General features: G+C 69.3%; 20 protein-coding genes and 2 pseudogenes. 16 read left to right on the plus strand and 6 right to left on the minus strand.

The annotated features are described in order from the left end of the window. Nucleotides 1-316: 316 nt before the first annotated feature. A complete protein-coding gene (locus tag OG828_RS23705; RefSeq protein WP_328502252.1) occupies nucleotides 317-1,588 on the minus strand; it encodes an acyltransferase family protein in 1,272 nt (423 codons plus the stop codon). Nucleotides 1,589-1,727: 139 nt separating this feature from the next. Between OG828_RS23705 and OG828_RS23710 the strand changes: the two genes are divergently transcribed. From OG828_RS23710 to OG828_RS23740, 7 genes are all read left to right on the plus strand, one after another. Continuing rightward, on the plus strand, nucleotides 1,728-5,594 hold the full coding sequence (locus OG828_RS23710; protein WP_328502253.1) for an nSTAND1 domain-containing NTPase: 3,867 nt from the start codon (nucleotides 1,728-1,730) through the stop codon (nucleotides 5,592-5,594). 14 nt (nucleotides 5,595-5,608) lie between these two features. Next, nucleotides 5,609-5,875: a hypothetical protein gene (locus tag OG828_RS23715; protein WP_328502254.1), complete on the plus strand. Its 267-nt coding sequence runs from the start codon at nucleotides 5,609-5,611 to the stop codon at nucleotides 5,873-5,875. A gap of 80 nt (nucleotides 5,876-5,955) precedes the next feature. Beyond that, nucleotides 5,956-6,516, plus strand: a complete 561-nt coding sequence (locus tag OG828_RS23720) for an RNA polymerase sigma factor (protein WP_328502255.1) — start codon at nucleotides 5,956-5,958, stop codon at nucleotides 6,514-6,516. Further along, the gene (locus OG828_RS23725; protein ID WP_328502256.1) at nucleotides 6,513-7,349 is read left to right on the plus strand and encodes a zf-HC2 domain-containing protein; all 837 of its coding nucleotides are present in this window, start codon (nucleotides 6,513-6,515) and stop codon (nucleotides 7,347-7,349) included. The genes OG828_RS23720 and OG828_RS23725 overlap by 4 nt, the downstream gene beginning before the upstream one ends. Continuing rightward, the gene (locus OG828_RS23730; protein ID WP_328502257.1) at nucleotides 7,346-8,179 is read left to right on the plus strand and encodes an ABC transporter ATP-binding protein; all 834 of its coding nucleotides are present in this window, start codon (nucleotides 7,346-7,348) and stop codon (nucleotides 8,177-8,179) included. The genes OG828_RS23725 and OG828_RS23730 overlap by 4 nt, the downstream gene beginning before the upstream one ends. Then, nucleotides 8,176-9,564: a hypothetical protein gene (locus tag OG828_RS23735; RefSeq protein WP_328502258.1), complete on the plus strand. Its 1,389-nt coding sequence runs from the start codon at nucleotides 8,176-8,178 to the stop codon at nucleotides 9,562-9,564. Before OG828_RS23730 ends, OG828_RS23735 begins: the two co-directional genes overlap by 4 nt. Beyond that, a complete protein-coding gene (locus OG828_RS23740) occupies nucleotides 9,561-10,136 on the plus strand; it encodes a hypothetical protein (protein ID WP_328502259.1) in 576 nt (191 codons plus the stop codon). Before OG828_RS23735 ends, OG828_RS23740 begins: the two co-directional genes overlap by 4 nt. 634 nt (nucleotides 10,137-10,770) lie before the next feature. Here the strand turns inward: OG828_RS23740 and OG828_RS23745 are convergent. Further along, a complete protein-coding gene (locus OG828_RS23745; RefSeq protein WP_328502260.1) occupies nucleotides 10,771-11,253 on the minus strand; it encodes a hypothetical protein in 483 nt (160 codons plus the stop codon). Between the two features lie 322 nt (nucleotides 11,254-11,575). Between OG828_RS23745 and OG828_RS23750 the strand changes: the two genes are divergently transcribed. The 4 genes from OG828_RS23750 to OG828_RS23765 all read left to right on the plus strand — a co-directional run bounded on the left by OG828_RS23750 (nucleotide 11,576) and on the right by OG828_RS23765 (nucleotide 13,786). Further along, nucleotides 11,576-11,764: a hypothetical protein gene (locus OG828_RS23750; protein ID WP_328360327.1), complete on the plus strand. Its 189-nt coding sequence runs from the start codon at nucleotides 11,576-11,578 to the stop codon at nucleotides 11,762-11,764. Nucleotides 11,765-12,147: 383 nt separating this feature from the next. After that, entirely contained in the window at nucleotides 12,148-13,032 is an 885-nt protein-coding gene (locus tag OG828_RS23755; RefSeq protein ID WP_328502261.1) for a hypothetical protein, read from the plus strand. A 119-nt stretch (nucleotides 13,033-13,151) separates the two neighbouring features. Further along, nucleotides 13,152-13,367, plus strand: a complete 216-nt coding sequence (locus OG828_RS23760) for a type II toxin-antitoxin system VapB family antitoxin (protein WP_328360333.1) — start codon at nucleotides 13,152-13,154, stop codon at nucleotides 13,365-13,367. Next, the gene (locus OG828_RS23765; RefSeq protein WP_328502262.1) at nucleotides 13,364-13,786 is read left to right on the plus strand and encodes a PIN domain nuclease; all 423 of its coding nucleotides are present in this window, start codon (nucleotides 13,364-13,366) and stop codon (nucleotides 13,784-13,786) included. Before OG828_RS23760 ends, OG828_RS23765 begins: the two co-directional genes overlap by 4 nt. A 355-nt stretch (nucleotides 13,787-14,141) precedes the next feature. Here the strand turns inward: OG828_RS23765 and OG828_RS23770 are convergent, their stop codons facing one another. Next, nucleotides 14,142-15,020 carry an alpha/beta fold hydrolase gene (locus OG828_RS23770; protein WP_328504925.1) on the minus strand — a complete coding sequence of 293 codons (879 nt, stop codon included), beginning with the start codon at nucleotides 15,018-15,020 and terminating at the stop codon, nucleotides 14,142-14,144. Between the two features lie 313 nt (nucleotides 15,021-15,333). Here OG828_RS23770 and OG828_RS23775 point away from each other — a divergent pair, with 313 nt between their 5' ends. From OG828_RS23775 to OG828_RS23795, 5 genes are all read left to right on the plus strand, one after another. Beyond that, the gene (locus OG828_RS23775) at nucleotides 15,334-16,833 is read left to right on the plus strand and encodes an MFS transporter (protein ID WP_328502263.1); all 1,500 of its coding nucleotides are present in this window, start codon (nucleotides 15,334-15,336) and stop codon (nucleotides 16,831-16,833) included. 236 nt (nucleotides 16,834-17,069) lie between these two features. After that, nucleotides 17,070-17,639 (plus strand): TetR/AcrR family transcriptional regulator, encoded by a 570-nt coding sequence (locus OG828_RS23780; RefSeq protein WP_328502264.1) that lies wholly within the window; start codon nucleotides 17,070-17,072, stop codon nucleotides 17,637-17,639. A gap of 367 nt (nucleotides 17,640-18,006) precedes the next feature. Next, nucleotides 18,007-19,131 (plus strand): 4Fe-4S binding protein, encoded by a 1,125-nt coding sequence (locus OG828_RS23785; protein ID WP_328502265.1) that lies wholly within the window; start codon nucleotides 18,007-18,009, stop codon nucleotides 19,129-19,131. 74 nt (nucleotides 19,132-19,205) lie between these two features. Continuing rightward, nucleotides 19,206-19,775, plus strand: a complete 570-nt coding sequence (locus OG828_RS23790) for a TetR/AcrR family transcriptional regulator (protein WP_328502266.1) — start codon at nucleotides 19,206-19,208, stop codon at nucleotides 19,773-19,775. Between the two features lie 119 nt (nucleotides 19,776-19,894). Next, complete coding sequence (locus tag OG828_RS23795) at nucleotides 19,895-20,710, plus strand: oxidoreductase (protein WP_328504926.1); 816 nt, start codon at nucleotides 19,895-19,897, stop codon at nucleotides 20,708-20,710. A 103-nt stretch (nucleotides 20,711-20,813) separates the two neighbouring features. Here the strand turns inward: OG828_RS23795 and OG828_RS49600 are convergent. The 3 genes and pseudogenes from OG828_RS49600 to OG828_RS23805 all read right to left on the minus strand — a co-directional run. Continuing rightward, nucleotides 20,814-21,038 (minus strand): annotated as a pseudogene (locus tag OG828_RS49600) (DUF1330 domain-containing protein); the annotation flags it as partial. A gap of 122 nt (nucleotides 21,039-21,160) precedes the next feature. Next, nucleotides 21,161-21,589 (minus strand): annotated as a pseudogene (locus OG828_RS23800) (SDR family NAD(P)-dependent oxidoreductase); the annotation flags it as partial. A 96-nt stretch (nucleotides 21,590-21,685) separates the two neighbouring features. Further along, nucleotides 21,686-23,041, minus strand: coding sequence for a BTAD domain-containing putative transcriptional regulator (locus OG828_RS23805; RefSeq protein WP_328502267.1), 1,356 nt, complete (start codon nucleotides 23,039-23,041; stop codon nucleotides 21,686-21,688). Between the last annotated feature and the right edge of the window lie 91 nt (nucleotides 23,042-23,132).

Consider the following 23,132-nt stretch of genomic DNA (forward strand, 5'->3'; position numbering starts at 1 on the left):
CGTCCTCTGCGGCCGCAAAGACACGACCGTCCGACGTCCGATCGAACTCGGCTCAACACCGTGCCCGTCCGAGAACGCGCTCTGCCCACCGGTCTTCGCGCCCCGTGCCCATAGCGTGCCCGTAAGAGCGGACAGCCACGGTCGACAGCGGCGCGATCCGACCCGCACGACCGCGCGAGCAAAAGCCATCTGCGCACGTCAGAGCCGTATGGCTCGCCCAAGCGCCATCGCTTCCCAAGCTGAGAGCGCGAGTTCGATTCTCGTCACCCGCTCCATGATGAAACCCCAGGACATTGGCCTGGGGTTTGTTCGTTGTCTAGTCCAATTTGAGGGTTGCATGCCCTCCGCGTGCCCGTGGCTGCACGCGGTGTGCCAAGCTGCGGCCCCAGGTCTGGCTCGGCGCTTCGATGTAGCGGTAGGTCAGCACGCACAGAGGCAACAGCACGGTGAAGAACGCCGCTTCGAGCGCGAGATCGTCCTGCCGTCGTCGGCCGATCGTGCTGTCGATCACTGCCAGCAGCACTGGATGCACCATGTAGACCGAGTAGCTGATCGCTCCCAGTCCGGTCAGTATCCGCGGTACGCGCCGGCGACGCGACGCCAGTCCGGCGCCGAAGGTGAGTACGGCCAGCAGGAACGCGGTGATCCAGCCGCGCCGGGTGAAATGGTCACCGTCGCCGTACCGGTACGCACTCCCCACGGCACAGGCGACCACCACGACGGCAGTGCCCGCCGCGCACCGCCAGGTGCTCTGCCCGTTCTCGGCACGGTGGACGGCGGTGCCGAGGAACATCACGGCGAGGATCACCAGGCTCTCCCACAGCGGGACAGTGCCGTTGAACGAAACCAGGACGAGCGCCTGCACGCCGCCCAACACACCCCCGACTCCTCGAAGCACGGATGACCTGGCGCTCGTGCAACAGATGGCGACACCCATGGCGATGGTGGCGAAGGCGATCAGCGGGCCGGTGCCGACCAGGCTGGACAGGGCAGAGGGCGGCAGCGCCACCCCTGCTGTCACGCTCGCGGCGGCGAGAACGGTCAAGATGACAGCGATCGCCGCGGACTGCTGGTGGAGGCGGACCGTGAAAAGAGCGACGACCAGCAGGTAGAAGGACATCTCGTAGGAGAGCGTCCACAGGATGAGCAGGAGATTGGGTGTCCCCAGCAACTCCTGGAGCATGGTGGCGTGGGCGACAGCGACGGCGGCAGCGCTCTGCTCGCCGAAGTCGCGCATGTCCGCGATGCCTGAGAGGTCGACGGCAAGGAGCACCGTGACGACAGCCGCCCACAGCGGGTACACACGGAAGAGCCGTCCGATCCAGAACGTACGGATACAGCCCCGGCGCTCCAGCGACGCGGGGATGATGTATCCGCTCACCAGGAAGAACACCATGATGCCGTAGCGGCTGGTGTTGAACTGCGGCATCAACTCCCCCCGGAAGTCCGCCATGAAGGTGTACGACGAGTGGTCGAACACCACGACGAGTGCGGCGATGCCTCGTAACGCGTCCAGCCAGCCCAGCCGCGACGAACCGGCCGTCGTGATGGCTGCAAGTAATCGTGGTGTGAGGGGTGGCGATTGCATGCGCAGGCAGCGTCCTCTTCGGTGAGGTGTCCGGTGGGTTGGTTGTGGTGCGGCCGCGGAGCGGTCCCCCGTGCCGCTCAACATCACCGAGTTCAGCGGCCGGCGCATTGTTCGGCAGTACCGTTCTGGCGGCCGAACAATGAGGTGGCTGGGGGGCGTGAGGGGTGTGGCGGGTCGTCGTGAGGTGCCGGTTGATCCGGAGTCGGGTCCGGTGCAGCGATTTGCGTCCGAGTTACGCAAGCTGCGGGCGGAAGCCGGCGGGATCACGTACCGGGCTCTGGCCCAGCGGGCGGGCTACTCGGTGACCACGCTGTCGCAGGCGGCGGCGGGCGAGCAACTGCCGACGCTGCCGGTGGCCCTGGCCTATGTGGGGGCGTGCGGTGGAGACCTGGCGGAATGGGAGGCCCGGTGGAAGGAGGCGGTGGAGGAGTCCGCCGGTGACGGCTCTCGGGACGACGACGGATCACTCACGCCGTACCGGGGTCTGGCACGGTTCGAGAGCGGTGACAGCGGCCTGTTCTTCGGCCGGGAACAGCTCACCGCGGACTTGATCGACCTGCTGCGCCGTCGTCGGTTCGCGGCGGTCTTCGGCCCTTCCGGCAGCGGTAAGTCCTCCCTGCTGCGGGCCGGCCTGATACCCGTACTCCGGCAGACTCAGGACCCGGACCTGCGCCCGGCCGCGATCCGGATCCTGACCCCGGGCGACCGCCCCGCCCGCACCCACGCATCCCTCCTCACACCCGCAGTTCCCGGCGACGGCAGCGCCGGGGCAGACACGTTCGTGATCGTCGACCAGTTCGAGGAGGTCTTCACCCTCTGCCGCGATGCCGCCGAGCGTGTCCGCTTCATCGACCTGCTGCTGGCCGCCCGGCAGCCCGAGAGCCGCTTACGGGTGCTGTTGGCGGTGCGCGGCGACTTCTACGGCCGCTGCGCCGAGCACCGCGACCTGGCCGACGCACTGCGCGACGCCAACCTGCTGGCCGGTGCGATGAGCCCGGCGGAACTGCGCGACGCCGTCGTCAAGCCGGCCACGGCCGCCGGACTGACCGTGGAACGCGCCCTTACCACCCGGCTGGTCAAGGAGGTCGCCGATGCGCCGGGCGGGCTGCCCCTGCTGTCCCACGCGTTGCTGGAGACCTGGCGTCGGCGCCGCGGAAAGACACTGACCATGGCGGGGTACGAGGCGGCCGGATGCCTGGACGGCGCGATCGCCAAGACCGCCGAGAAGGTCTACGGCCGGTTCACCGAGGGCCAGGCAGCTGCCGCCCGCCGGGTGTTGCTGCGGCTGATCGCCCCTGGTGAGGGCACGCCCGACACCCGCCGTCCCGTCGAGCGTGCGGAACTGCCCGGCACCGGACGGGAGGAGACCGCCCAGGTGGTGGAGGCACTCGCGGGGGCGCGGCTGCTCACTCTGGACGGCGACACGGTCGAGATGGCCCACGAGGCCCTGATCACGGCCTGGCCCCGGCTGCGCAGGTGGATCGAGGAGGACCGCGAACGCCTGCGTCTGCACCGGGCGTTGACCGAGGCAGCCCAGGCCTGGCAGGAACTGAACCGCGAGAAGGGCGCCTTGTACCGGGGAAGCCGGCTCGCCGTCGCTCAGGAACACTTCGGCGGCGTACCGCGCGAGGACCTGACCGACCTGGAGCACGCCTTCCTCGACGCCAGCCGCGCCCACGAACAGAAGGGCCGTCGCCGTTACCGGCTGGTGCTCACCGCAGTCACCGCCGCCCTGTGCCTCGCACTCGTCGCCGCCGGCCTGGCCGTGCGGCAGTGGCAGAGCGCGGTCACCGCCCAGCACCTGGCCCAGTCCCGGCAACTGGCCGCCCAGTCCGGCGCACTGCTGGACTCCGAACCCGACCTCGCCGCACTGCTCGCCGTCCACGCGTATCGCACCAGCCCGACGCGCGAAGCCACGGCCGCCCTGTACGCCGCTGCCGCACTACCGCTGCGTAAGCGCCTGACCGGCGGCACCAAGCCCGTGGACGCCATCGCCCTCAGCCCGGACGGACGCACTGTCGCCGCCAACAGCCGAGACGGCAAGGTGCGGATCTGGGATCTGCCTGAAGGCCGGCTGCGGCACACGTTCGCCGGCTACGACGGCGGCAACATCGCGGCGTTCAGCCCCGACGGACGCACCCTCGCCATCACTGCCGTCGCTGCCGACGACGTGGTGGTGGCCCTCCTGGATCCGGTCACCGGCAGGAAACTCAGAACCTTCACCATCCCCGACGGTGCGGTACGCGGCATGGCTTTCAGCCCTGACGGTCGTACCGTGGCCGCCTCCTCCGTAAGTGCCGTACGGGTATGGGACGTCGCCACCGGTCGCAAGCGGCACAGCTTCACCAGACTCGTCGACCCGCGTGCGGTCGCCTTCGGCCCTGACGGACGTACCGTCGCCGTGGTGAACGGCGGACGGGTGCGGGTGTGGGACCTGGCCACCGGCCGCACCCGGACCGCCAACGACGACCAGATTGAGGGCGAGGCGGTGGGCTTCAGCCCTGACGGCCGGACATACGCGGCTGTCCGCGCCGACGGTTCGGTGCAACTGCGGGAGACGGCGACTGGCATCGTCCGGCGCACCATCAGGGACAGTGCCAGCGGGTTGGACGGAATGGCTTTCGCTCCGGACGGGCGGACCCTCGCCATCCCCGGCCGTGAGGGCACGGTACGACTGTGGGACACCGCCTCCGGCACTGAGCTGGCCACCGTGACCGCCGGTCACCACGGACGCGGGGCCATGAAAGTGGCCCTCAGCGCGGACGGCCGGACCCTGGTGACCGGCAGCAACGGGGGCCCCGACGTCCGCATCCACCGACCAACTGTTGATCGCCCGCAGACCACTCTGTCAGGCCATGCTGACACCTCTGTCTCCGACTTGGCATTCAGTCCGGACGGACGCTCGGTGGCCACGGTTCACCAAGGGCCGCCCGGCCGTGGGTCGGCACAGCTCTGGGATGTCAGTACGGGCGACCGCGAAGCCACACTGGCGCTCGACACCGACTCAGCACTCCAGGGAAAGCAACTGCGCGACCCGGTTTCCCGCCTCAGGGTTGTGGGGTTCGGCCCGACCGGGCGCGCTCTGGCTGTCTGGGCCACCAAGAAGAGGGTGATTGATGTCCGGGACGTTGCCACGGGCCGCCTTCGTCAAAGCCGTGCCCTGGGGGCCATCTACACGGCGGTCTTCAGCCCCGACGGGATGCGGCTGGCCATCGTCGGCTGGGAGGGATCGGTGCGGATCTGGCACCTTTCAACCGGCGCGCTGCACACCATCCGCACCGGCCGCGACCGACCCGTAAGGGCGGTGGCATTCGCCCCGGACGGCCGCACACTCGCCGTCGTTCACGTCGAGGCCCGCGGCGGCGACCAGCTCACGCTGCTCGACGCCGCCAACGGCCGTACACAGCACACCATCGAGGCGAGTGCCAGGAGCTCACAGTCCCTTGCGTTCAGCCCAGATGGGCACACCCTGGCCACAGCGAGCGGCTACAGCGGCTTGGTGAAGACATGGGACGCGCGTACCGGTCAGCTCCGAGACAGCTTCAGTGTCAGCACCGAGGTGGCGTCGCTGACTTTCAGCCCCGACGGACGCACCTTGGCCGCCGGCAGCGCAAGAGGAGTCCAGCTGTGGGACCTCGCCACCAGCCAGATCCGAACCACCCTGCCGACCAGCTCGCCCGCAGCAGTGGCGTTCAGCCCGGACGGACGCACTCTGGCCATCAGCACGGGCGACTCCGTCGGGCTGTGGAAGGTCGACCTGCCCGACCCGGCCCGCGCGATCCGGAACATCTGCGAGGCCGTCGGCAAAACTCTCACCCCCCTGGAAGGGTCCCGATATCTGCACGACCGGTCCGCCGAAACCGGCTGTCAGCCGCCCGCGCGACAGGAACCGAGGCATCGGCCTTCGGCTCACCAGTATCCCGCCGATCCGCGGCGTCGTGCCCCCGCGGTCCCTTCGGTGGCGTGCCACGTGGTGAAAGGGGACCCTGGATGCAGGGGCACGTGATGGAGGCGCACCTCATGGCCGAGACCAGCACAGATCACAAGGCTCACACGCCGTTCCTTTCCCGCCCCGGCGTACGCCGCCTCGCACCGTTCGTTCTGATCACCGCGATCGCTCTGGTCTTCATCTTCGAGAACCGCACGAGCGTCGAGATCCGCCTTCTCATCCCAGAAGTGACCATGCCGCTGTGGGGTGCCCTTTTGATCGCCTGGGGCCTCGGCATGCTGGCCTGCGCCTTTACTGTGCGTCGACGCCCGAACCGGCATTCACGACGACCGCGGTAAGTAAGGACGCCTGAACCGAGTATGTGACGGGGCTCACGCCGAAGGGAAAACCGGCGGTCCGGGCCCGGCGTCTAGCCGGTGTGAGATCAGTCAGGAAGGCACCGGGCGAGCTGGACGAGGAGCGTCTCGTCCGGCTGGTGGCCAAGGGGGACCGCGCGGCGTTCGAGGAGCTGTACCGGCGCACCGCACCGTGGATGGCGGTGCGGCTGCGCCGTCGCTGTGCCGACGAGCAGATCGTCGCCGAGGTCATGCAGGAGACGTATCTGGCGGTGTGGCGAGCGGCGGGCGCGTTCGCGGGGGCCTCGGTGGGCGGGACCGCTGCCGGATGGCTGTGGACGATCGCGGCACGCCGCCTCGTCGACGCCTTCCGGCGCAGGGCCCACCATGCCGAGCCGCCGCCGGCCGCCGCTCTCCCCGACGCGGCGCCCGCCGCCGAGGAGGAGGCGCTCGCGGCGACCGTCGGCGGGGATGTCGGTGACGCCCTGCGGCGCCTTGCACCGGAACTCAGGCAGGTACTGCAGGCCATGGTGCTCGACGGGTTGTCCGTCCGGGAGACCGCGGTCCTGCTCGGGCTGCCCGAGGGCACGGTCAAGACCCGTGCCCGCCGGGCTCGGATCGCGATGCGGAGGGCGCTGGCATGAGTGTGGAACACGCGTCGATGCGGGTCATCGAGGGTTACGCGCGCGGCGGCACGGACCTCGCCGCCGACGAGGTGTGGGCTGTGGAGGCCCATCTGGAGGCGTGCCGGGTGTGCCGTGACCGGCTGTCTGCCGCCGTCGGTGCCGAGGTGCCCGCCGTGGCGTCGCTGGTCGACACCGTATGGTCCGGCCTCGAACCCCAGCTGGCGGTCACCGCCACGATGCCGCACGGACGGCGCTGGTCGGCGCGGCTGTCGAGATGGATGACGCCCACGATGGTGCCGTGGCTGGCCATGGTCGTGGGCGTGACACTGCTCGCGCTGCTGCTCGACCTGGCCGACACCGGCTCCGGCTACGGTTCCGGTTCCGGCGAGGTGTCGCTGGTGCTGCTGTTCGCGCCGGTCCTGCCCGTGCTCGGCGTCGCGGCGTCGTGGTCGCGCGGTCTGGACCCGGCGTACGAGCTGACGGCCTCGGTGCCCAGGGCCGGTCTCTATCTGGTGCTGCGGCGCACCGCGTCCGTGCTCGGCGTGGTCGTCCCCGCGCTGCTGGTCGGCGGATGGGTGACGGGGGTGATGGTGGCCCAGTGGCTGCTGCCCTGTCTGGCCTTCACCGCGACGACCCTGGCGCTCGGCGGTGTCATCGGTGTGACCCGTGCCGCCGTCGTGCTGGCCGGCGTGTGGGCCGCCGTGGTCGTGGCGCCGACCCTGGCCGCCAGCCGTATGACCTTCGCCCTGCAGACGGGTGTTCTGCCTGTGTGGGGGCTGATCCTCGCGCTCGGCATCGGTGTCGTCATCGCCCGCAGGGGCGCGTACGCCGTGCTGGGAGCCCATCGATGACCATCGGAAAGGAACACCACATGACGTCCGCGGTGAGCGCGGCCGACATCGCACCGACGGCGTACGCCTGGGAGATCCAGGCCACCGGGCTGAAGGTCAAGGTCGGCAGGAAACGGATGGCCGTGGACGGGCTCGACCTGTCGCTGGGCACCGGAGTGCACGGTCTGCTCGGACCCAACGGGGCGGGCAAGACCACCCTCATCCGGGCGCTGGCCACCGTGCTGCGCCCTACCGAGGGCACCCTGGAGCTGCTCGGCGAGTCCGCGGGCGGCATGGGCGAGCACCGGGCGCTGCGCCGCCGGATCGGCTATCTGCCGCAGGAGTTCGGTTACTACAAGCGCTTCACGGTGCGTGAGTTCGTCGAGTACATGGCGTGGCTGAAGGAGGTGCCGAAGGCGGACATACCGGCGGCGGTGCAGCGCGCCGTGGAGCGGGTGGGTCTGGCGGACCGCGCCGACGACCGGATGAAGTCGCTGTCGGGCGGCATGGTGCGGCGGGTGGGCATCGCCCAGGCCATCGTCAACGACCCGACGATCCTGCTCCTCGACGAACCGACGGTCGGCCTGGACCCGGCACAGCGGCTGCGCTTCCGCGAGCTGCTGCAGGAGCTGGGCCAGGACACGTGCGTGGTCGTCTCGACCCATCTGGTCGAGGACGTCGCTGCCGCCTGCACCGACGTGGTGCTCTTCGCCGAGGGCCGGCTGGTCTTCCAGGGCACTCCGGACGAACTGGCCGCGGCGGGCGGCCCCGAGCATGTGGGCGACAGCCCGCTGGAACGCGGCTACTCGGCGCTGCTCCTCAACCCCGAGCAGACCAGGGGGACTTGGTGAACGTCCGTGTCCTGCGCATCGAGCTGAGGCGCTCCGTCGCCCCGTGGGCCGGCGCCGTGGTCCTGACGACGGCACTGGCGTTCCTGTACGTGGTGGGCGCCGGGTGGGGCACCACGGCCTGGACTGTCCAGTGGACGTCCCTGGCCCTGTGGACCCGCGGCATGCTGTTCTACCTGTGGCCGCTGGCCGTGGGGCTCGGAGCGCTGCAGGGCATGCGCGACCACCGCTCGAAGATGTCCGAGCTGCTGACGAGCACACCGAGGCCCGCCCGGCACCGCGCGGCCACGCTCGCGGGCACGACGGCGATCACGCTGGCCTCGGCCTGGGCGCTCCTTGTCCTTGTGGGCGGGGTCCAGGTGCTCGCCAACACCGGGTACACGCACCTCGGGTGGCTGCCGATCTCGCTGGTGGGGGCACTCTCCCTCGTCGCGGGTGCCGTGCTGGGCATGGGGGCCGGGCGTGCCCTGCCGTCCGTGCTCACCCCGCCGCTGCTGGCCATGGGCGCCTTCGTGTTCACGGCCCTCATGCACATGTCGCTGGGCCGGACGGAGACGACCACGGCGGAGGGGGTCTCGACCACGGAGCCGAACCAGGTCTCGCTGCTGTCACCGGCGGTGCAGGAGGTGCGCGACGTGCTCGTCACGCTCTCCGCCTCCGTGCACGTCGGACAGACGATCTGGCTGCTCGGCCTGGCCGCGGCCGGCTTCGCGCTGCTGGTCGCCGCGACTCCGCGCACCCGGCTGATCGCCCTGACACCCGCTCTGGCGGGCGCGGCGCTCGCCCTGCTCGTCCTTCCCTCCGACCCACGCCGGATCCATGTCGTCGACGAGGCCGCCGCGGAGTTGGTCTGCGATGGCCCGGTGTGCGTGACCAAGACGCAGCAGGCACGGCTCGCCGACCTGGCGGGTCCCGGTAAGGAGGCGCTGCGCCTGCTGCACGGTGCGCTGGGCAGCCAGGCACCGGTCTCAGTACGGGAGAACGCCGCCGTACTGCCGGAAGGCTCCACGCCGCAGTGGTCCCGCAAGACCGTGCTCTTCGACTTCGACGACGACCTCATCGCCGCCGCGAAGGGCGGGGAGCTGACCTGGGCCCTGATCGCCAAGGGCATGGTGCCGGGGTGCACCCCCGTCGGCTGGAGCGGCGCGGGAGACGGCGCCGCGCAGACCGTCGCCGTGGGCTGGGTCCTCGGGGACCTCAGGTCGCTGCCCGGCACGACGTCAGCAAGTCTGGGCGGCGGGGTCGACGCCGAGGCCCGCCCGATCTGGAAGGAACTCAAAGCGCTGCCGCCGGCCGAACAGCTCTCGCGGATCAACGCGATGCGCGCCGCCGCGCTCTCCTGCGAGGGCGACGTGTACGAAGCGCTGAAAGGCGGTGCGTCCGGGTGAGATGGCTGATGCTGTACGCGCGCTCGCGTCAGGTACCCGCCTCGCTCGCCGCCGTGGTGATCAGCACGGTGGCGGCGTGGGCACTCGCCCGGGAAGGGGGCGAGGGACCCGGTGATCCGCGGCTGCCCGTGCTCGTCCTCGCTACGGGGACGATGGCAGCCTCGATCGGGCTCAGCGGCCAGGACCTCGCGCTGGACCGGACGGCCGCCATCCGCTGGGTGACCCGCAGAGCGGCGCACGTGCTGCTCGCCGGCGCGGTCGTCGCCGCCGTGCTGCTGACGGCGCAGACGATGGGGGAGTCCATGGCCACCACCGCGTTCGTCGTCCGGGACAGCGCGGGCCTGATGGGACTGGCCGCCCTGGGCGCGGCGCTGTCGGGCGGCCAGTACGCATGGACGCTGCCGTTCGCCTGGCTCTCGCTCTCGCTCCTCGCCCCGCCCGCCACGAGTACGCCGACACAGGTGGCGACCTGGATGCTGCTGCCGCCCGGAACACCGGCGGGCACCTGGGCCGCCCTGCTCCTCTGGGGCGCCGGCACCGCGGCCTACGCCCTCGCGGGACCGAGGCGGTAGCCGGTCCGGGACCCACCCAGGTGAGGTCAGCGCACGTCGACGAAGCCGCCGGCGGAGGTGGCGGCCGGCCCGTCACCGAGCCGGCCTGTGTTCGGCTGGGTACCGGTCGACGACCTACCTCGTAGTGCGGATCGCCGCCGTCACGAGGCCATCCCGTAGCAGGAGCGCACGTCACCGGAAGCCATGTGCACGCGCGCGAATGAACCCTCGAGTTGGAGGTCCGCACCAGCCGAGCCAAGTGCAGAGCCTTCGCACGCAGGCTCTGCCGATCGGTCTTCGACGCCGTGCCCACAGCGTGCCCGAAAGAACGGACAACCGCGGTCAACTGCGGTTCGACCGGCCCGGAGCAGCATCGTCGACAGCAACCATGGCGCCCCCCATCGCCCGCAAGACCACCTCTGGCCAGCCCGGCAGGCCTCAGCGACCGCCCCGCCGGTAGTTTGCATCGAGGGGTCGTGGCACGGTCCCCGGGCCGTGCCACTCGCGTGCCAGAACGCACGGGGGTTCACGGGGAACCCGGTTCGCCAGGGCGATACCGCCGGCTTGTTCCCAAGGCAGGGAATCCGCAGGTCACGCCCGTGATCGCCCAGCCTCGCCCCTAAAGCGGTCGTCGGATCCGCAACACGCCCATGTGTCAGTCTTCGCCTACCTGGAGCAAGGCCAGGATCACGCCATTGCCTACGCCGACTACCACACCATCGAACGAGAACCGGGAAACGGGGCTCCACTTATGACCCGTATCGGATGGTTCGATGTTCGTCCACCACATGGAGTCCCATCCCATCAGTCTCATCACTCGCTCAGCAGCGTGAAGGGCGTGCTCGCGGTCACGACGCAGCCGACCGGGGAAGACCAGATCACCAGCGGACAAGTAGGTCATGACGGTCAGAGCCTCTTGTCTGCTGATGACCTTCAGAGCGCCGCTGATGTCGGCAGGAGAGGCAGGCCCCCGCGCGCCTTCGATCGCGTAGGACGCCCATGCTTCCTGTGCATGGAGGACCAAGCCGTACACATGCTCCTCGATGGAGCCCGCGTCGCCTCTCTCAACCCGACTGAAGACGCCGTCCTCCTTGGCGAGCGAGTCGAGTAGCACTCGGAGGTCCGCCATGGTCTGCACACCCCCATGGTCCCATGTGATCTCGGCGCCAGATCAAGGCAGGGGCCACGTCGGCGGCATGTCCGCCCGTCTCATTTTCCGTCTCACTCAGCCCAGTTCACGACCGCTCAGCCGAGGCCACGAACCCGACCAGACACAGAGTCCGGTCACCCATGACCCAGGTGAACGCCAATGCACGCAGCCCAGCGCCCCACCAACACAGTTGGAAGGCATGCTGGCCGGCTGTCGCATATCGCCTCGCCCGACGGCCCCCGCCTCCGTATGGTCTGCGCCGGGGACGAGGTTGGACAACGGCACGAGCTGTGCGGGGAGCTGGGGGACGGTGAGCAGGAGACGCTATGTGGCCAGAGGGGTGCCGGGCGGCTACCGCATCTGGGACAACCGAGGCCGTCGATGGTGGGGCGATCTCTACGAGTTGTGCCCCGACGACCTCTTGGCCGAGCTCAATGGTCAGGCGGACCCAGCTCGGATCACCGCCCTAATGAAGCGCTACCGGGCGCAGAAGCGATAGGCACCACCGAGTGCTGGACGACGACGGCAGGCACCACAAGCGCACCAGAACGCGCGGGGAGCCACGGAGAACCACGGGGAAAGCGGCCAAGCTCCACGAGACCGTGCCCGACCATTCACCCCAGGTCAGGACTGGAGCCGAGCGCAAATGATCGCAGCTTTCCCAGCTGAGAGCGCGAGTTCGATTCTCGTCACCGCAGCGGGCACGTGCCGTTGGAGGGCGTCCCACTCGGAGGGGCCGCTGGAACGCGGCCTTGTCTTTACCAGGGTGGCGTCGGGATTTCCCGTCTTCCACTGATTCCGGCGTCTACCACTGCCAGAGCGACTACGGTCCCGGCGCAGCGGCGCTGCGCAGCGCCGTTTTCCTCGTCATGGGAGTTCGGTTTGGACGGCCAACCAGCATCACCGGCAGCAGAGTTCGCGGTATACGAGGCCGCGGCCGAGATGACAGCGGACGAGATCGACGAGACGCTGTCCGCCATGGCCCGCGCCTCGACCGCCCTTCTCCAGGAGTGCGAGGCTGCGCAACAGCGCATGGAGGAATGGGACGACCTCAGCGAAGCCGAGATCCGGGACCGCGCGGGGCACCCGAGCTTGCCCTACCGCCCGGAGCGCGTACTGCTGTCGATCCGTCTCCAACTGGCCACCGACTCTGCGAAGAGATACCGGGATGCCGCGCGCGAGTTCGTCAGCTGGTGGACCGATGTGGCGATGGCGGCGTGGAAATCCTCGGTGCTCGGCACGCCCATCGTGCGGGCACGCGTGGGTGGGGCGGCGCCGGGCACTCTGATGACCAAGGAGGAGCTGGCTCTCCTGCCCACGGTGGACGAGCACACACGTCAGCTCTTGGACTTGAGCGCGTTCCTGGGCGTGCCGAACGGGACAGGCGACGCCCCGATCCTCCCCGACGACGAGCCGGAGGCCAGGCGACAACGCCTCTGGGGCGACTTCTGGATCGAGCACCGCATCCCGGCTCTCCCCGAACCACAGGAGTTGGACCTCCTCCTGGCCCGTACGCCGGAACATGCCGCGGAACGCCTGCGAACTACTGCCGAGGCAGTGATCCGAGCGGCTTTGGCGGGACAGCGCATCTCGGAGATGGAGGACAACGAGGGTCCTTGGACCTCGACCGAAATGGCCGAGTACGACCGCCTTTCGGAACAGTTGAGCAGCGTGACCACCCGCCTCGCCGACTTCGCGCAGGCGATCTCCATGAGCCTGCCCGAAGTGCGTGCCGCGCACAGCGGCCGAAGCGACGATCGCGGCTGATCCGCCGATCCTGTTGCTGAAACGCGTTGCCGGCAGTCAGGCATCGAGTCCCCGAATCCACACTGGCGACCGAGCGAGATATAATCGATGGCGTCAATGATATCCATGGAGGTGCACGCGTGAGCCGAACCGTGATCGACCTCGACGATCAGCTGGTCGCCGAGGTGGCCAAGGCCCTCGGCACCAGCACCAAGAAGGAGACGGTGAACACCGCGCTGCGTGAGGTGCTCGAGAACCGGCGGCGGGCCCTGGCGCTCACCCGCCTGCGGGCGTCAGCGGAAGAGGGCGCCTTCGACCTCGATCTCTTCGAGGACAAGGGGAACTACCGCCGGTGAACGCCGCGCAGTACCTCATCGACACCAGCGCCCTCGCGCGCATGCTGCGCGGCGACGCCGAGCCGTACGGATGGGACCAGGCGGCAGCCGCCGGGCTCATCGCCACCTGCCCCATCACCGAGCTGGAGTTCTTCTACAGCGCACGTTCCGCCGCCGACCGCGCACAAGGCATCGAAGACATGCGCCTGCTCTTCGGCTGGGTGCCGGTCGACGACCGTGCCTACGACCGCGCCTGGCGGGTCCAGGATGTCCTCACCCAGCGCGGACAGCACCGCAGCGCCGGAGCCGTCGATTTGGTGGTGGCCGCCACCGCCGAGTTGCAGGGGCTGACTCTTCTGCACCGTGACCGGGACTTCGAGTGCATCGCCTCCGTCACCGGACAGGCACTCCAGTGGTACGGCCCTGAAGCCGGCAAGTGAGCCAGGTACAGGCGAGATGCTTCGCCGGATGGCTCTGCACTCGCGTAGCGCTCTCCGAGCTGGACATGCAAGCCAGCCGACCGAGAGCAGAGCGCAGTGAGGCCGGGGTTCGATCGCGCCGCCGGGCAGTGATCATCGGCGCGAGGTCCTTCAGTTCCGGCGGCTTCGACGGTGTCGCCATCCACTGGGGGTGTCCTGGATGACCACCATGAACCCGCGCCGCCAGCCGCCGGCGGATCGAGCATGACGGTCATCATGGGGATCTGCTTGCCGTACGGCAGCCGGCTCAGCGACACCGGCCCCGCGCCGCCGGGCCGGTCCGCATCTGCGCGCAGTAGGTCAGAGGTCCCCGGGGTCAGGCCACCGCGTTCAACAGGTCGGCCAGGACGTCGGGTCGTTCCAGGGCGATGAAGTGGCCTGCGTCGGGGACCTGGGTGAAGTCGGCGGCCGGAAGCAGTTGCTTGTTGGCTTGCCGGTCCGAGGGCCGGGACCAGTCCTTCTCCCCGTAGACGAGGTGGACGGGCGCCTTGACCTCGCGGTAGCGCGAGCGGGCGGCGATGAGGCTGGGCAGGCTCTGGTACACGGCCCGGGCGACGGTCGGGTAGCCGGGGCGGCTGCCCACTTGGAGGAGCTCGTCCACGTAGTCCTCCCGCAGTGCGCTCTTGTCGCCGAGCCCGCCCTGCAGGATCTTGCGGAGGGCCGGCTTGGGCTCCACCCCGGCGATCACGGGGCCCACGCCGGGCGCGAGGACACCGCTGACCACCACACGAGCGAGAAGGCTCGACCGGGCGATGCCGCCGCGGAAGTCGTACGTGTTCACCGCGACGACACGCCGTACCCGCTCCGGCAACTCAGCCGCGGTGGTCAGGGCGAGCACCGCACCCATGGACTCCCCGGCCAACGTCACGTCGTCGAGGTCGAGTTCGGTGAGGAGCCGCTCGACGCCCGCGCGCATGGCCGGCTCGTCGTAGGACGCGCCGGGCACGATCTCGGAGTAGCCCATCCCCGGCAGGTCGAGGGCGTACACGGTGTACCGGTCCGCGATCAGCGGGATGAGGTGGCGGAAGTGCTCGGCCTGGGTGCGCACGGTGTGCAGCAGGACCAGAGGGGCGCCGGTGCCCGCCTTGAGGTAACGCAGCGTTCCCTCGCGGCCGCCCGATCCCGCACGCGGGGCGATGGTGTGGCTGGTGGTCCCCGGAATGTGAATCGTGGGACGTGACTCGTGGCTGGGCATCTCGCCGACTCCTTGGGTGTGAAGGGGTTTCTTCGCCAACTGGGCGTACAGCGCCGCCAGGTCGCCGGCGAGGCCCGCCTCGACCTGCCGTGAGATGTCGTCGGCGAGCACCGAACGGTCCTGACTCTCTCCGAAGAGCGAGAAACCGATCGGTTTCCATCAACGTAAACCGATCAGTCTCAAGGCGCAAGCCCGGCAGAGCCCCGGGTCCACCGACTCTCACTTGCGCCCCGGAAACCGATCTGTTTCCCTATGTGGAAACAGATCGGTTTCCAGCCGATCGTCGGTCCATGACCAGTGACTAAGGGGAAAAGTGAGTACCACCTTCGACCGCGGGGCGCCCGCCTCCGGGAAAACAGACTCGGGCCGCCGCGGCTCACATGCCGTGCGCTGGTGGGTGCTCGTCGTGCTGGGCGTGGCGCAGCTCATGGTCACGCTCGATGCGACCGTCGTGAACATCGCGCTACCCGAAGCGCAGCATGACCTCGGATTCAGCGACGGCAGCCGGCAGTGGGTCATCACGGGGTACGCCCTGGCGTTCGGCAGCCTACTGCTGCTCGGGGGCCGACTCGGTGACCTGTTCGGCCGACGTACGACCTTCGTGACCGGCCTGACCGGTTTCGCGGTCGCCTCCGTCGTCGGCGGCGCGGCCGGCAGCTTCGAGATACTCGTCGCGGCACGCGTGGCCCAGGGCCTCTTCGCCGCGCTGCTCGCGCCCGCGGCGCTCTCCCTGCTCAGCGTGACCTTCACCGACCCGGCCGAAAGGCCGAAAGCCTTCGGCATCTTCAGTGCGTTGTCCGGTGCGGGCGCCGCGGTCGGACTCCTGCTCGGCGGCATGCTCACCGAATGGGCGTCGTGGCGCTGGGTGATGTACGTGAACGTCATCTTCGCGGGCGTCGCGCTGGTCGGTGCGCTGCTGTTGCTGGCCAAGCCCGTGGTCACCGAGCGACCCAAGATCGACATTCCTGGCGCCGTCGTGGTGAGCGCCGCGCTGTTCGGCATCGTCTACGGGTTCGCGCACGTCGAATCCACCAGCTGGACCGACCCGGTCGCCCTCGGCTCCATGATCAGCGGCGTGGTGCTGCTCGCGGTGTTCGCCTGGCTGGAGCTCAGGGTCGCGCATCCGCTGCTGCCGCTGCGAGTCGTGCTGGACCGGACCCGGGGTGGTTCGTTCCTGGCCGTGTTCGTCCTGGGCATGGGGATGTTCTCGATCTTCCTGTTCCTGACCTACTACCTGGAGGCCAGCATCGGCTACTCGCCGATCGAGGCCGGCTTGTCCTTCCTGCCGATGGTCGGGGGCATCGTCGCCTCGTCGACCACGGTGCCGTCGCTGCTGCTGCCCCGGGTCGGCCCGAAGGTCGTGGTCAGCGCGGGCTTCCTGGTCTCCGCATCCGGCATGGCCCTGCTGACCCGGCTCACGCTGGACAGCGGCTACGTCGCCGACATCATGCCGGGCATGATCCTGCTGGGTCTCGGTATCGGTGCGGTGATGACCACCGCGTTCCAGGGTGCGACCGCGGGCGTGCACCACGAGGACGCGGGCGTCGCCTCGGCTCTGATCAACACCAGTCAGCAGGTGGGCGGCTCGATCAGTACGGCACTGCTGACCACCGTCGCCTCATCGGCCGCGACCGACTACCTGTCCTCGCACAAGCCGGGCGCGCTGACCGTGGCGCAGGCCGGGGTCGAGAGCTACACGGCCACCCTGGCGTGGGGCGCCGGGATCTTCGTGGTCGGTGCGGTGCTCACGGCGTTCCTGATGCCGAATTCAGCCCTGGCGCCGTCGGAGGGTGAGCCTGTGATCGCCCACTGAGCCTGAATCCACCGTGGCGAGCAATGCCCTGCGCCCCGGTCATCGCCGATCGAGGGCACGCACGAGGTGGGCTGGATTTCCGAGGGCCGGTGGACACACACGCCGGCCCTCGGGGGTGCCACCGGGGAAGTCACAGCAGCTCACCGCAACGCCGCCCGGCTTCTACCGCTTCCGCTCAGCGCCTCATCGTAAACCGATCGGTTTCCAATGGGCCGGAATCGAGTTAACCTCGCCATATGACCACCGAAGCAATGCCGAGCTCCCGAGAGCGACTGCTGGAGGCAGCGGCCACGCTCACCTATCGCGACGGCGTCAACATCGGCGTCGACGCGCTGTGCAGGGCGGCGGGGGTGTCCAAGCGCTCCATGTACAAGCTGTTCGAGAGCAAAGGCGAACTGCTGGCGGCGAGCCTGGAGGAACGCGCCTCCGCCTATGTGACGGCACTCCTTCCCGCGGCGCACGACAACCGTCCACCCCGCGAGCGGATCCTGCACGTCTTCGAACAGGCGGAGGCGCAGGCGGGTGCACCCGACTTCCAGGGCTGCCGGTACCTCGTCGTGCAGATCGAGCTCAAGGATTCGAGCCACCCCGCGAGCCGGGTGGCCCGTCGGGTCAAGGAGAACCTGACGGCCTTCTTCCACGCCGAGGCCGAACAGGGCGGGGCGAGCGACCCGGACCTGCTGGCCCGGCAGCTGATCCTGGTCTTCGACGGCGCCAGCGCCCGTGCGGGAATCAAAGCCGACACGCAGGCCGGGCTCATCGCGCCCACCGTGGCCACCCTGCTGGATGCGGCGGACATGCGCTGACGCATCGCGTGACGAGCAGCTGCGGCGAGCGATGCGCTCGGTGAGTCGCAGCCGACCCCCGGCGACCGAGCAACTCCCATGACTCCCAGGCCAGTTGCCTGGCCGAGGGCCGGCACCACGGCCTGACTCGCGCGCTGAGCCCTGATCGCCTGGCGATCGATCATCGCCGGCGTCCGCGAGGAACCCGATCGACGGTCCGGAGGAGAGGCTCGGCGCTTGGGCTTGCGCGTTGGACTTGCGGGTTGGGCCTGCGCGTTGGGCTTGCACGTTGGGCTTGCGCGCGAAAACCGATCGGTTTACGGTGGTGAAACTGATCGGTTTCTCGCCCGTGGTGGCGAGCCTCGTACCCGCATCCCCAGGAGCACGGATGACTACCGCGCGCGACACCGAGGGACAACCCACTCCTCCCCGGCTTCCGGCGAAGCTGGCGGCCCACCCGTCGGTACAGGCCGTACTCGCCCGGCGCGCGGCCGGTGACGTCGCGCGCCCGCCGGCGGTGATCGACGCGGCCTGGCTGCGCGAGCTGTGCCTGACGGCCGGGGCGGACGACGTCGCCGCGGTCAGCCTGGACCACCCCGACCTGGCCGGTGAGCGCGAGCACGTACAGTCCGCGCTGCCCGGCACCCGCACCCTGATCGCGATGGCGGTCCGGATGAACCGCGACAACTGCCGCTCCCCCGCCCGCAGCGTGGCCAACCAGGAGTTCCACCAGGCCGACGAGCAGGCCAACCATGCCGCCCGCAGCGTCACCCAGGCCCTCCAGGACGCCGGACACCGCGCGCTCAATCCGTCCGTCGGCTTCCCCCAGGAGATGGACCGCTTCCCCAGTGAGCGGATCTGGGTGGTGGCGCACAAGACGGTCGCGGTGGCCGCCGGGCTCGGTGTGATGGGCCTGCACCGCAACGTCATCCACCCGAAGTTCGGCAGCTTCATCCTGCTCGTGACCGTCCTGGTGGACGCGGAGGTGAGCGAGTACGGGCAGGCGCTGGACTACAACCCGTGCATCGACTGCAAGTTGTGCGTCGCCGCCTGCCCCGTCGGCGCCATCGCAAAGGACGGCGCCTTCGACGCGCTGGCCTGCACCACGCACAACTACCGGGAGTTCATGAGCGGGTTCACCGACTGGGCGCAGACCGTGGCCGACAGCGAGGACGCCGCCGACTACCGCTCCCGGGTCAGCGATTCCGAGAACGCCTCGATGTGGCAGAGCCTGTCCTCACCCCCCGGCTACAAGTCCGGCTACTGCCTCGCCGTCTGCCCCGCCGGCGAGGACGTCCTGGGCCCGTACCTGGACGACCGCAAGACGTTCATGGACACCGTGCTGCGACCGCTCCAGGACAAGAAGGAGACGCTGTACGTCCTGCCCGGCTCCCACGCGCAGGAGTACGCCCAACGCCGCTTCCCCCACAAGCCCGTCAAGGAAGTCACCGGCGGCTGGCATCCCCCGGCGAGGCGCTCCGCGTCCACCGACCGAGAGACGCGTACGTCATGAGCGGCAGCCACCCCTTCCACAACCCCGGAAACCGATCGGTTTTCTTTTCATCCGCTTCGGGTTAACCTCGCGGTATGACCACCGAAGTGAAACTGAGCCCCAGGGAGCGACTGCTCGAGGCAGCGGCCACGCTCACCTACCGCGACGGCGTCAACATCGGCGTCGAGGCGCTGTGCAAGGCGGCCGGGGTGTCGAAGCGCTCCATGTACCAGCTGTTCGAGAGCAAGGACGAACTCCTGGCAGCAAGCTTGAAGGAGCGCACCTCCGCCTACGTGGCGACTCTCCTGCCTGCGACGGACGACGGCCGGTCACCCCGCGAGCGGATCCTGCACGTTTTCGAGCAGGTGGAATCGCAGGCAGGGGCGCCCGAGTTCCGAGGCTGCCGGTACCTGGCCGTGCAGATCGAACTCAAGGACCAGAGCCACCCCGCGAGCCGGGTCGCCCATGAGGTCAAGGCGAACCTGACCGCCTTCTTCCGCGCCGAGGCCGAACAGGGCGGAGCAAGCGATCCCGATCTGCTGGCCCGGCAGCTCAGCCTGGTCTTCGACGGCGCGAGCGCCCGCGCGGGAATCGGAGCCGACAAACTTCCGGGGCTTGTGGCGCCCACAGTGACCACGCTGCTCGACGCGGCGGGCGTGCGCTGACACGTCACCCGTCCAGAACACTGCATCAGGAGCGTTTCGGGGCGAGGACTTGCACGCTGAAACCGATCGGTTTACGGTAGGGGAAACCGATCGGTTTCGAACGAGCGCGGGAGTCCATGATGACGACAGATCGGCCGGTGGCACTCGTGACGGGTGCGTCATCCGGCATCGGGAAGGAAACCGCGCTCGCACTGGTCGCAGCCGGATTCGACGTCGTAGGCACAAGCCGTGACACCTCGCGCGTCGCCCCGCTCGGCGGTGTGACGTTCCTCGGGCTCGACGTGGCCAGTGACGCCTCGGTCGCCGCGGCGGTCCAGGAGGTGAGCGAGCGGTTCGGGCGGATCGACGTCCTGGTCAACAACGCCGGCGTCGGCTCGATGGGTGCGGCGGAGGAAACCTCCGTCGAGCAGGCACAGTCCGTCTTCGACACCAACGTCTTCGGGGTCATGCGCATGGTGAACGAGGTCCTGCCGCACATGCGCGCTCAGCGACGCGGGCGCGTCATCAACATCTCGTCCGTGCTCGGGTTCCTGCCCCAGCCCTACATGGCCGCCTACGCCGCCTCCAAGCACGCGATCGAGGGCTACACCGAGTCCCTGGACCACGAGATCCGTGACCACGGCGTCCGGGCGCTCATCGTCGAACCCGCCTACACCAGGACCGGGTTCGAGGCCAACAGCGCGAAGCCCGACACTCCCCTGCACGCGTACGCCAAGCAGCGGCAGACCGTCGACCGCGTCATGGCGGAGGCCGTCAGGAGCGGCGACGCCCCCGCGGTCGTCGCCAAGGCGATCGTGGCGGCAGCGACCGACACGAAGCCGAAGCCGCGCTACACCGCCGGCCCCCTGGCCGGACGCGCACGCATACTGCGCCGCCTCGCTCCCGCCGTGGTATTCGACAAACAGATCCGCAAGATGAACCAGCTGGCCGACTGACGCAGGCCTCCGGACAGCGAAAGGGCCCACCGACTCCGTCGGCGGGGTCACTCATATCGGAACCATCGAACGTCTGCCAGATATAGGACGCCGTCCCGCTCTCCCGCAGCGGATGCAAGTCGGCCAATTCCGGATCGTCCCGGAAACTGTTGAACGCCTCTTCGGACTCCCATTCAACGAGGAACAGGACCTGCCGTTGCGTGAGGGCACCGGCCACCTTGTCCCGGAAGCGGCCGAACGCCACCATTCGGCCACCATAACGCGGAGCCGCTTCGGGCAAGCGGCTGAAATACGCAAGGTATTTCTCCACGTCGACCACGCCGAACATATTCAGGGCCTAAAACTTCTTCTTCTCGGAATTCGCACTCATTGCTAATACCCTCTCCGGTCTCAGAAAACTGGTGTTCACTGCTACTTGGCGAGCTGGGGGTACAGCCCTGCCAGGGCGCCGGCCGCGAGGTCCGTGTCGACGTAGCCGACGTGCAGTCCGGTCACCGCGATGCCACGCGGCTGGAGTTCGAGGCGCAGGGAGTTGGTCTGCGACCACAGGGCGGCCTTGGACGCGCTGTAGGAGCCGCCGAGCGCGATCCAGGACAGCACGGAATGCACGTTGAGGAGGTGGCCGCCGCCGTTGCGCTCGATGACCGGCAGGAAGGCCCGGGCGGCCAGGAGCGGGCCGTAGAAGTTGGTCTCAAACTCCTGGCGTACGTCGTCGACCGGGGAGTCGAGGAAGGACCCACCGACCGACGCGCCGGCGTTGTTGATCAGCACGGTGACGTCCTGCGCCTGTGCGGCGGCGGCCGCCACCGAGGCCGGGTCGGTGACCTCCAGCGCCACCGGGACCGCGTCCGGGTGCGTCACGGTGCGCGGGTCGCGGGCGGGTTCGCGCCCTTCAAAACAGTCACGACTCTCTCCGGAGAACGAGAAACCGATCGGTTTTCAGCGTGGTAAACCGATCGGTTTCACGACGCAAGCTCAACCGCGGCGGTCGGTGGGCAGGCGGGCGTCGCCGCAGGTCGCCAAGCTGCACCATCTGCGCCGCCCGCTCGCGTCGAGGAACAGCCAGCCGCAGTCCTCACTGGGGCAGCTGCGGACCGTGAAGTGCCGTGGATCCGCGAGCAGTTCGCCCGCGCTGCGGGCCACCGCCAAGAGGGGCAGCCGTAAGCCCGCGGAGGGTGCGGGGTGCCAGTGTCCGAGGCCGTCCTCGCCACGGGTGAAGACCGAGTGCCTGGCAGCGTCCTCCACCGTGCCTGCCACCACCTTGAAGGCACGGGCGTCCTCCGGGCCGGTCAGGCAGGTGTACAGGTTCGTACGAAAGCGGCGAGCCTCGGTGAGCGCGGCGGCGGCCTCGTCGGGCTGTCGTAGCGCCTGTTCACGCAGGCGAGTGACCGAGCGCTCCTCGATCAGGTCCATATGGCCGGCCCATACGGCGAGGGTGGCGTAGCCGCGCAGCCACTCCGATCCCGGCAGCCGGTCCTCGCCCCGGCCCCAGCCCGCGTAGGTGTTGCAGAACTCCAGTGCGGGGTGTCCGCTCGTGCTCCATGGCAGCCATTGGTCGTCGACCCGCACGGCGTACACGGGTCCGGGAGGCCGGTCCAGCCGGTGGTCGCCACGCACCATGCGGTCGTGCAGCGTCTGCAGTTCTGCGCCCGGTTCGATGCCGAACTCGGTTACCAGCGCCTTTCGCGTGCCGCGGTACAGCGTGAGGGCATCTGCCTGGCGGCCGCCGCGGTAGAGAGCGGTCATCTGGGCGGCGACCAGCCGTTCCCGCGCTGGATGCTTCTCGACCAGCGGCGTCAGATCCGCCACGACGCGGTCGTGAAGACCCATGATCAGCTGCGCTTCCGCTCGCGATTCCACGGCGGAAAGGCGCAGTTCGTCCAGGGAACCGCCGAGGCGGGTGCGCAGCCGGTCGTCGGCCACGTCGGCGAGCAGCGGGCCCCGCCACAGCCCGAGGGCCTGGTCGTAGAGACGGACTCGCTCCGCGGGATCACCGGCATCCGCCGCCTGCCGGACGAGGACGGTGAACTCCTGGGCGTCGATCGCATGGGGGCCCTGCTCGACGGCGTAGCCGTCATGCCGGGTTTCGACCGGCACTCCGTACGGCTTGAGAGCAGCACGCAGTCGACCTATGTAGGTGTGGAGGGTGCCGCGGGCAGAGGCGGGCCCGTCGCCGTTCCACAGCAGGTCGATGAGGCGCTCGGTCGTCACGGCGCGGCCGGCGTGCAGCAGCAGGACCGACAGCAGGCACCGCTCCTGGCGGCGGCTGCCCACCAGCACCTGTCGTCCCTCGTGGCGGGCGGCGAACGGACCGAGCAACTGGAACTCCATGGCGCTCGGCAGCCTAGGCCACGCCTCGGCCCTGTCGGGCCGGGTGTGCGCGGTCCGTGCCGTGGTCAGGGTTTGGTCAGAGACCGACGTG

The sequence above is a fragment of the Streptomyces sp. NBC_00457 genome (genome assembly GCF_036014015.1).
Taxonomy (GTDB): Bacteria; Actinomycetota; Actinomycetes; order Streptomycetales; family Streptomycetaceae; genus Streptomyces.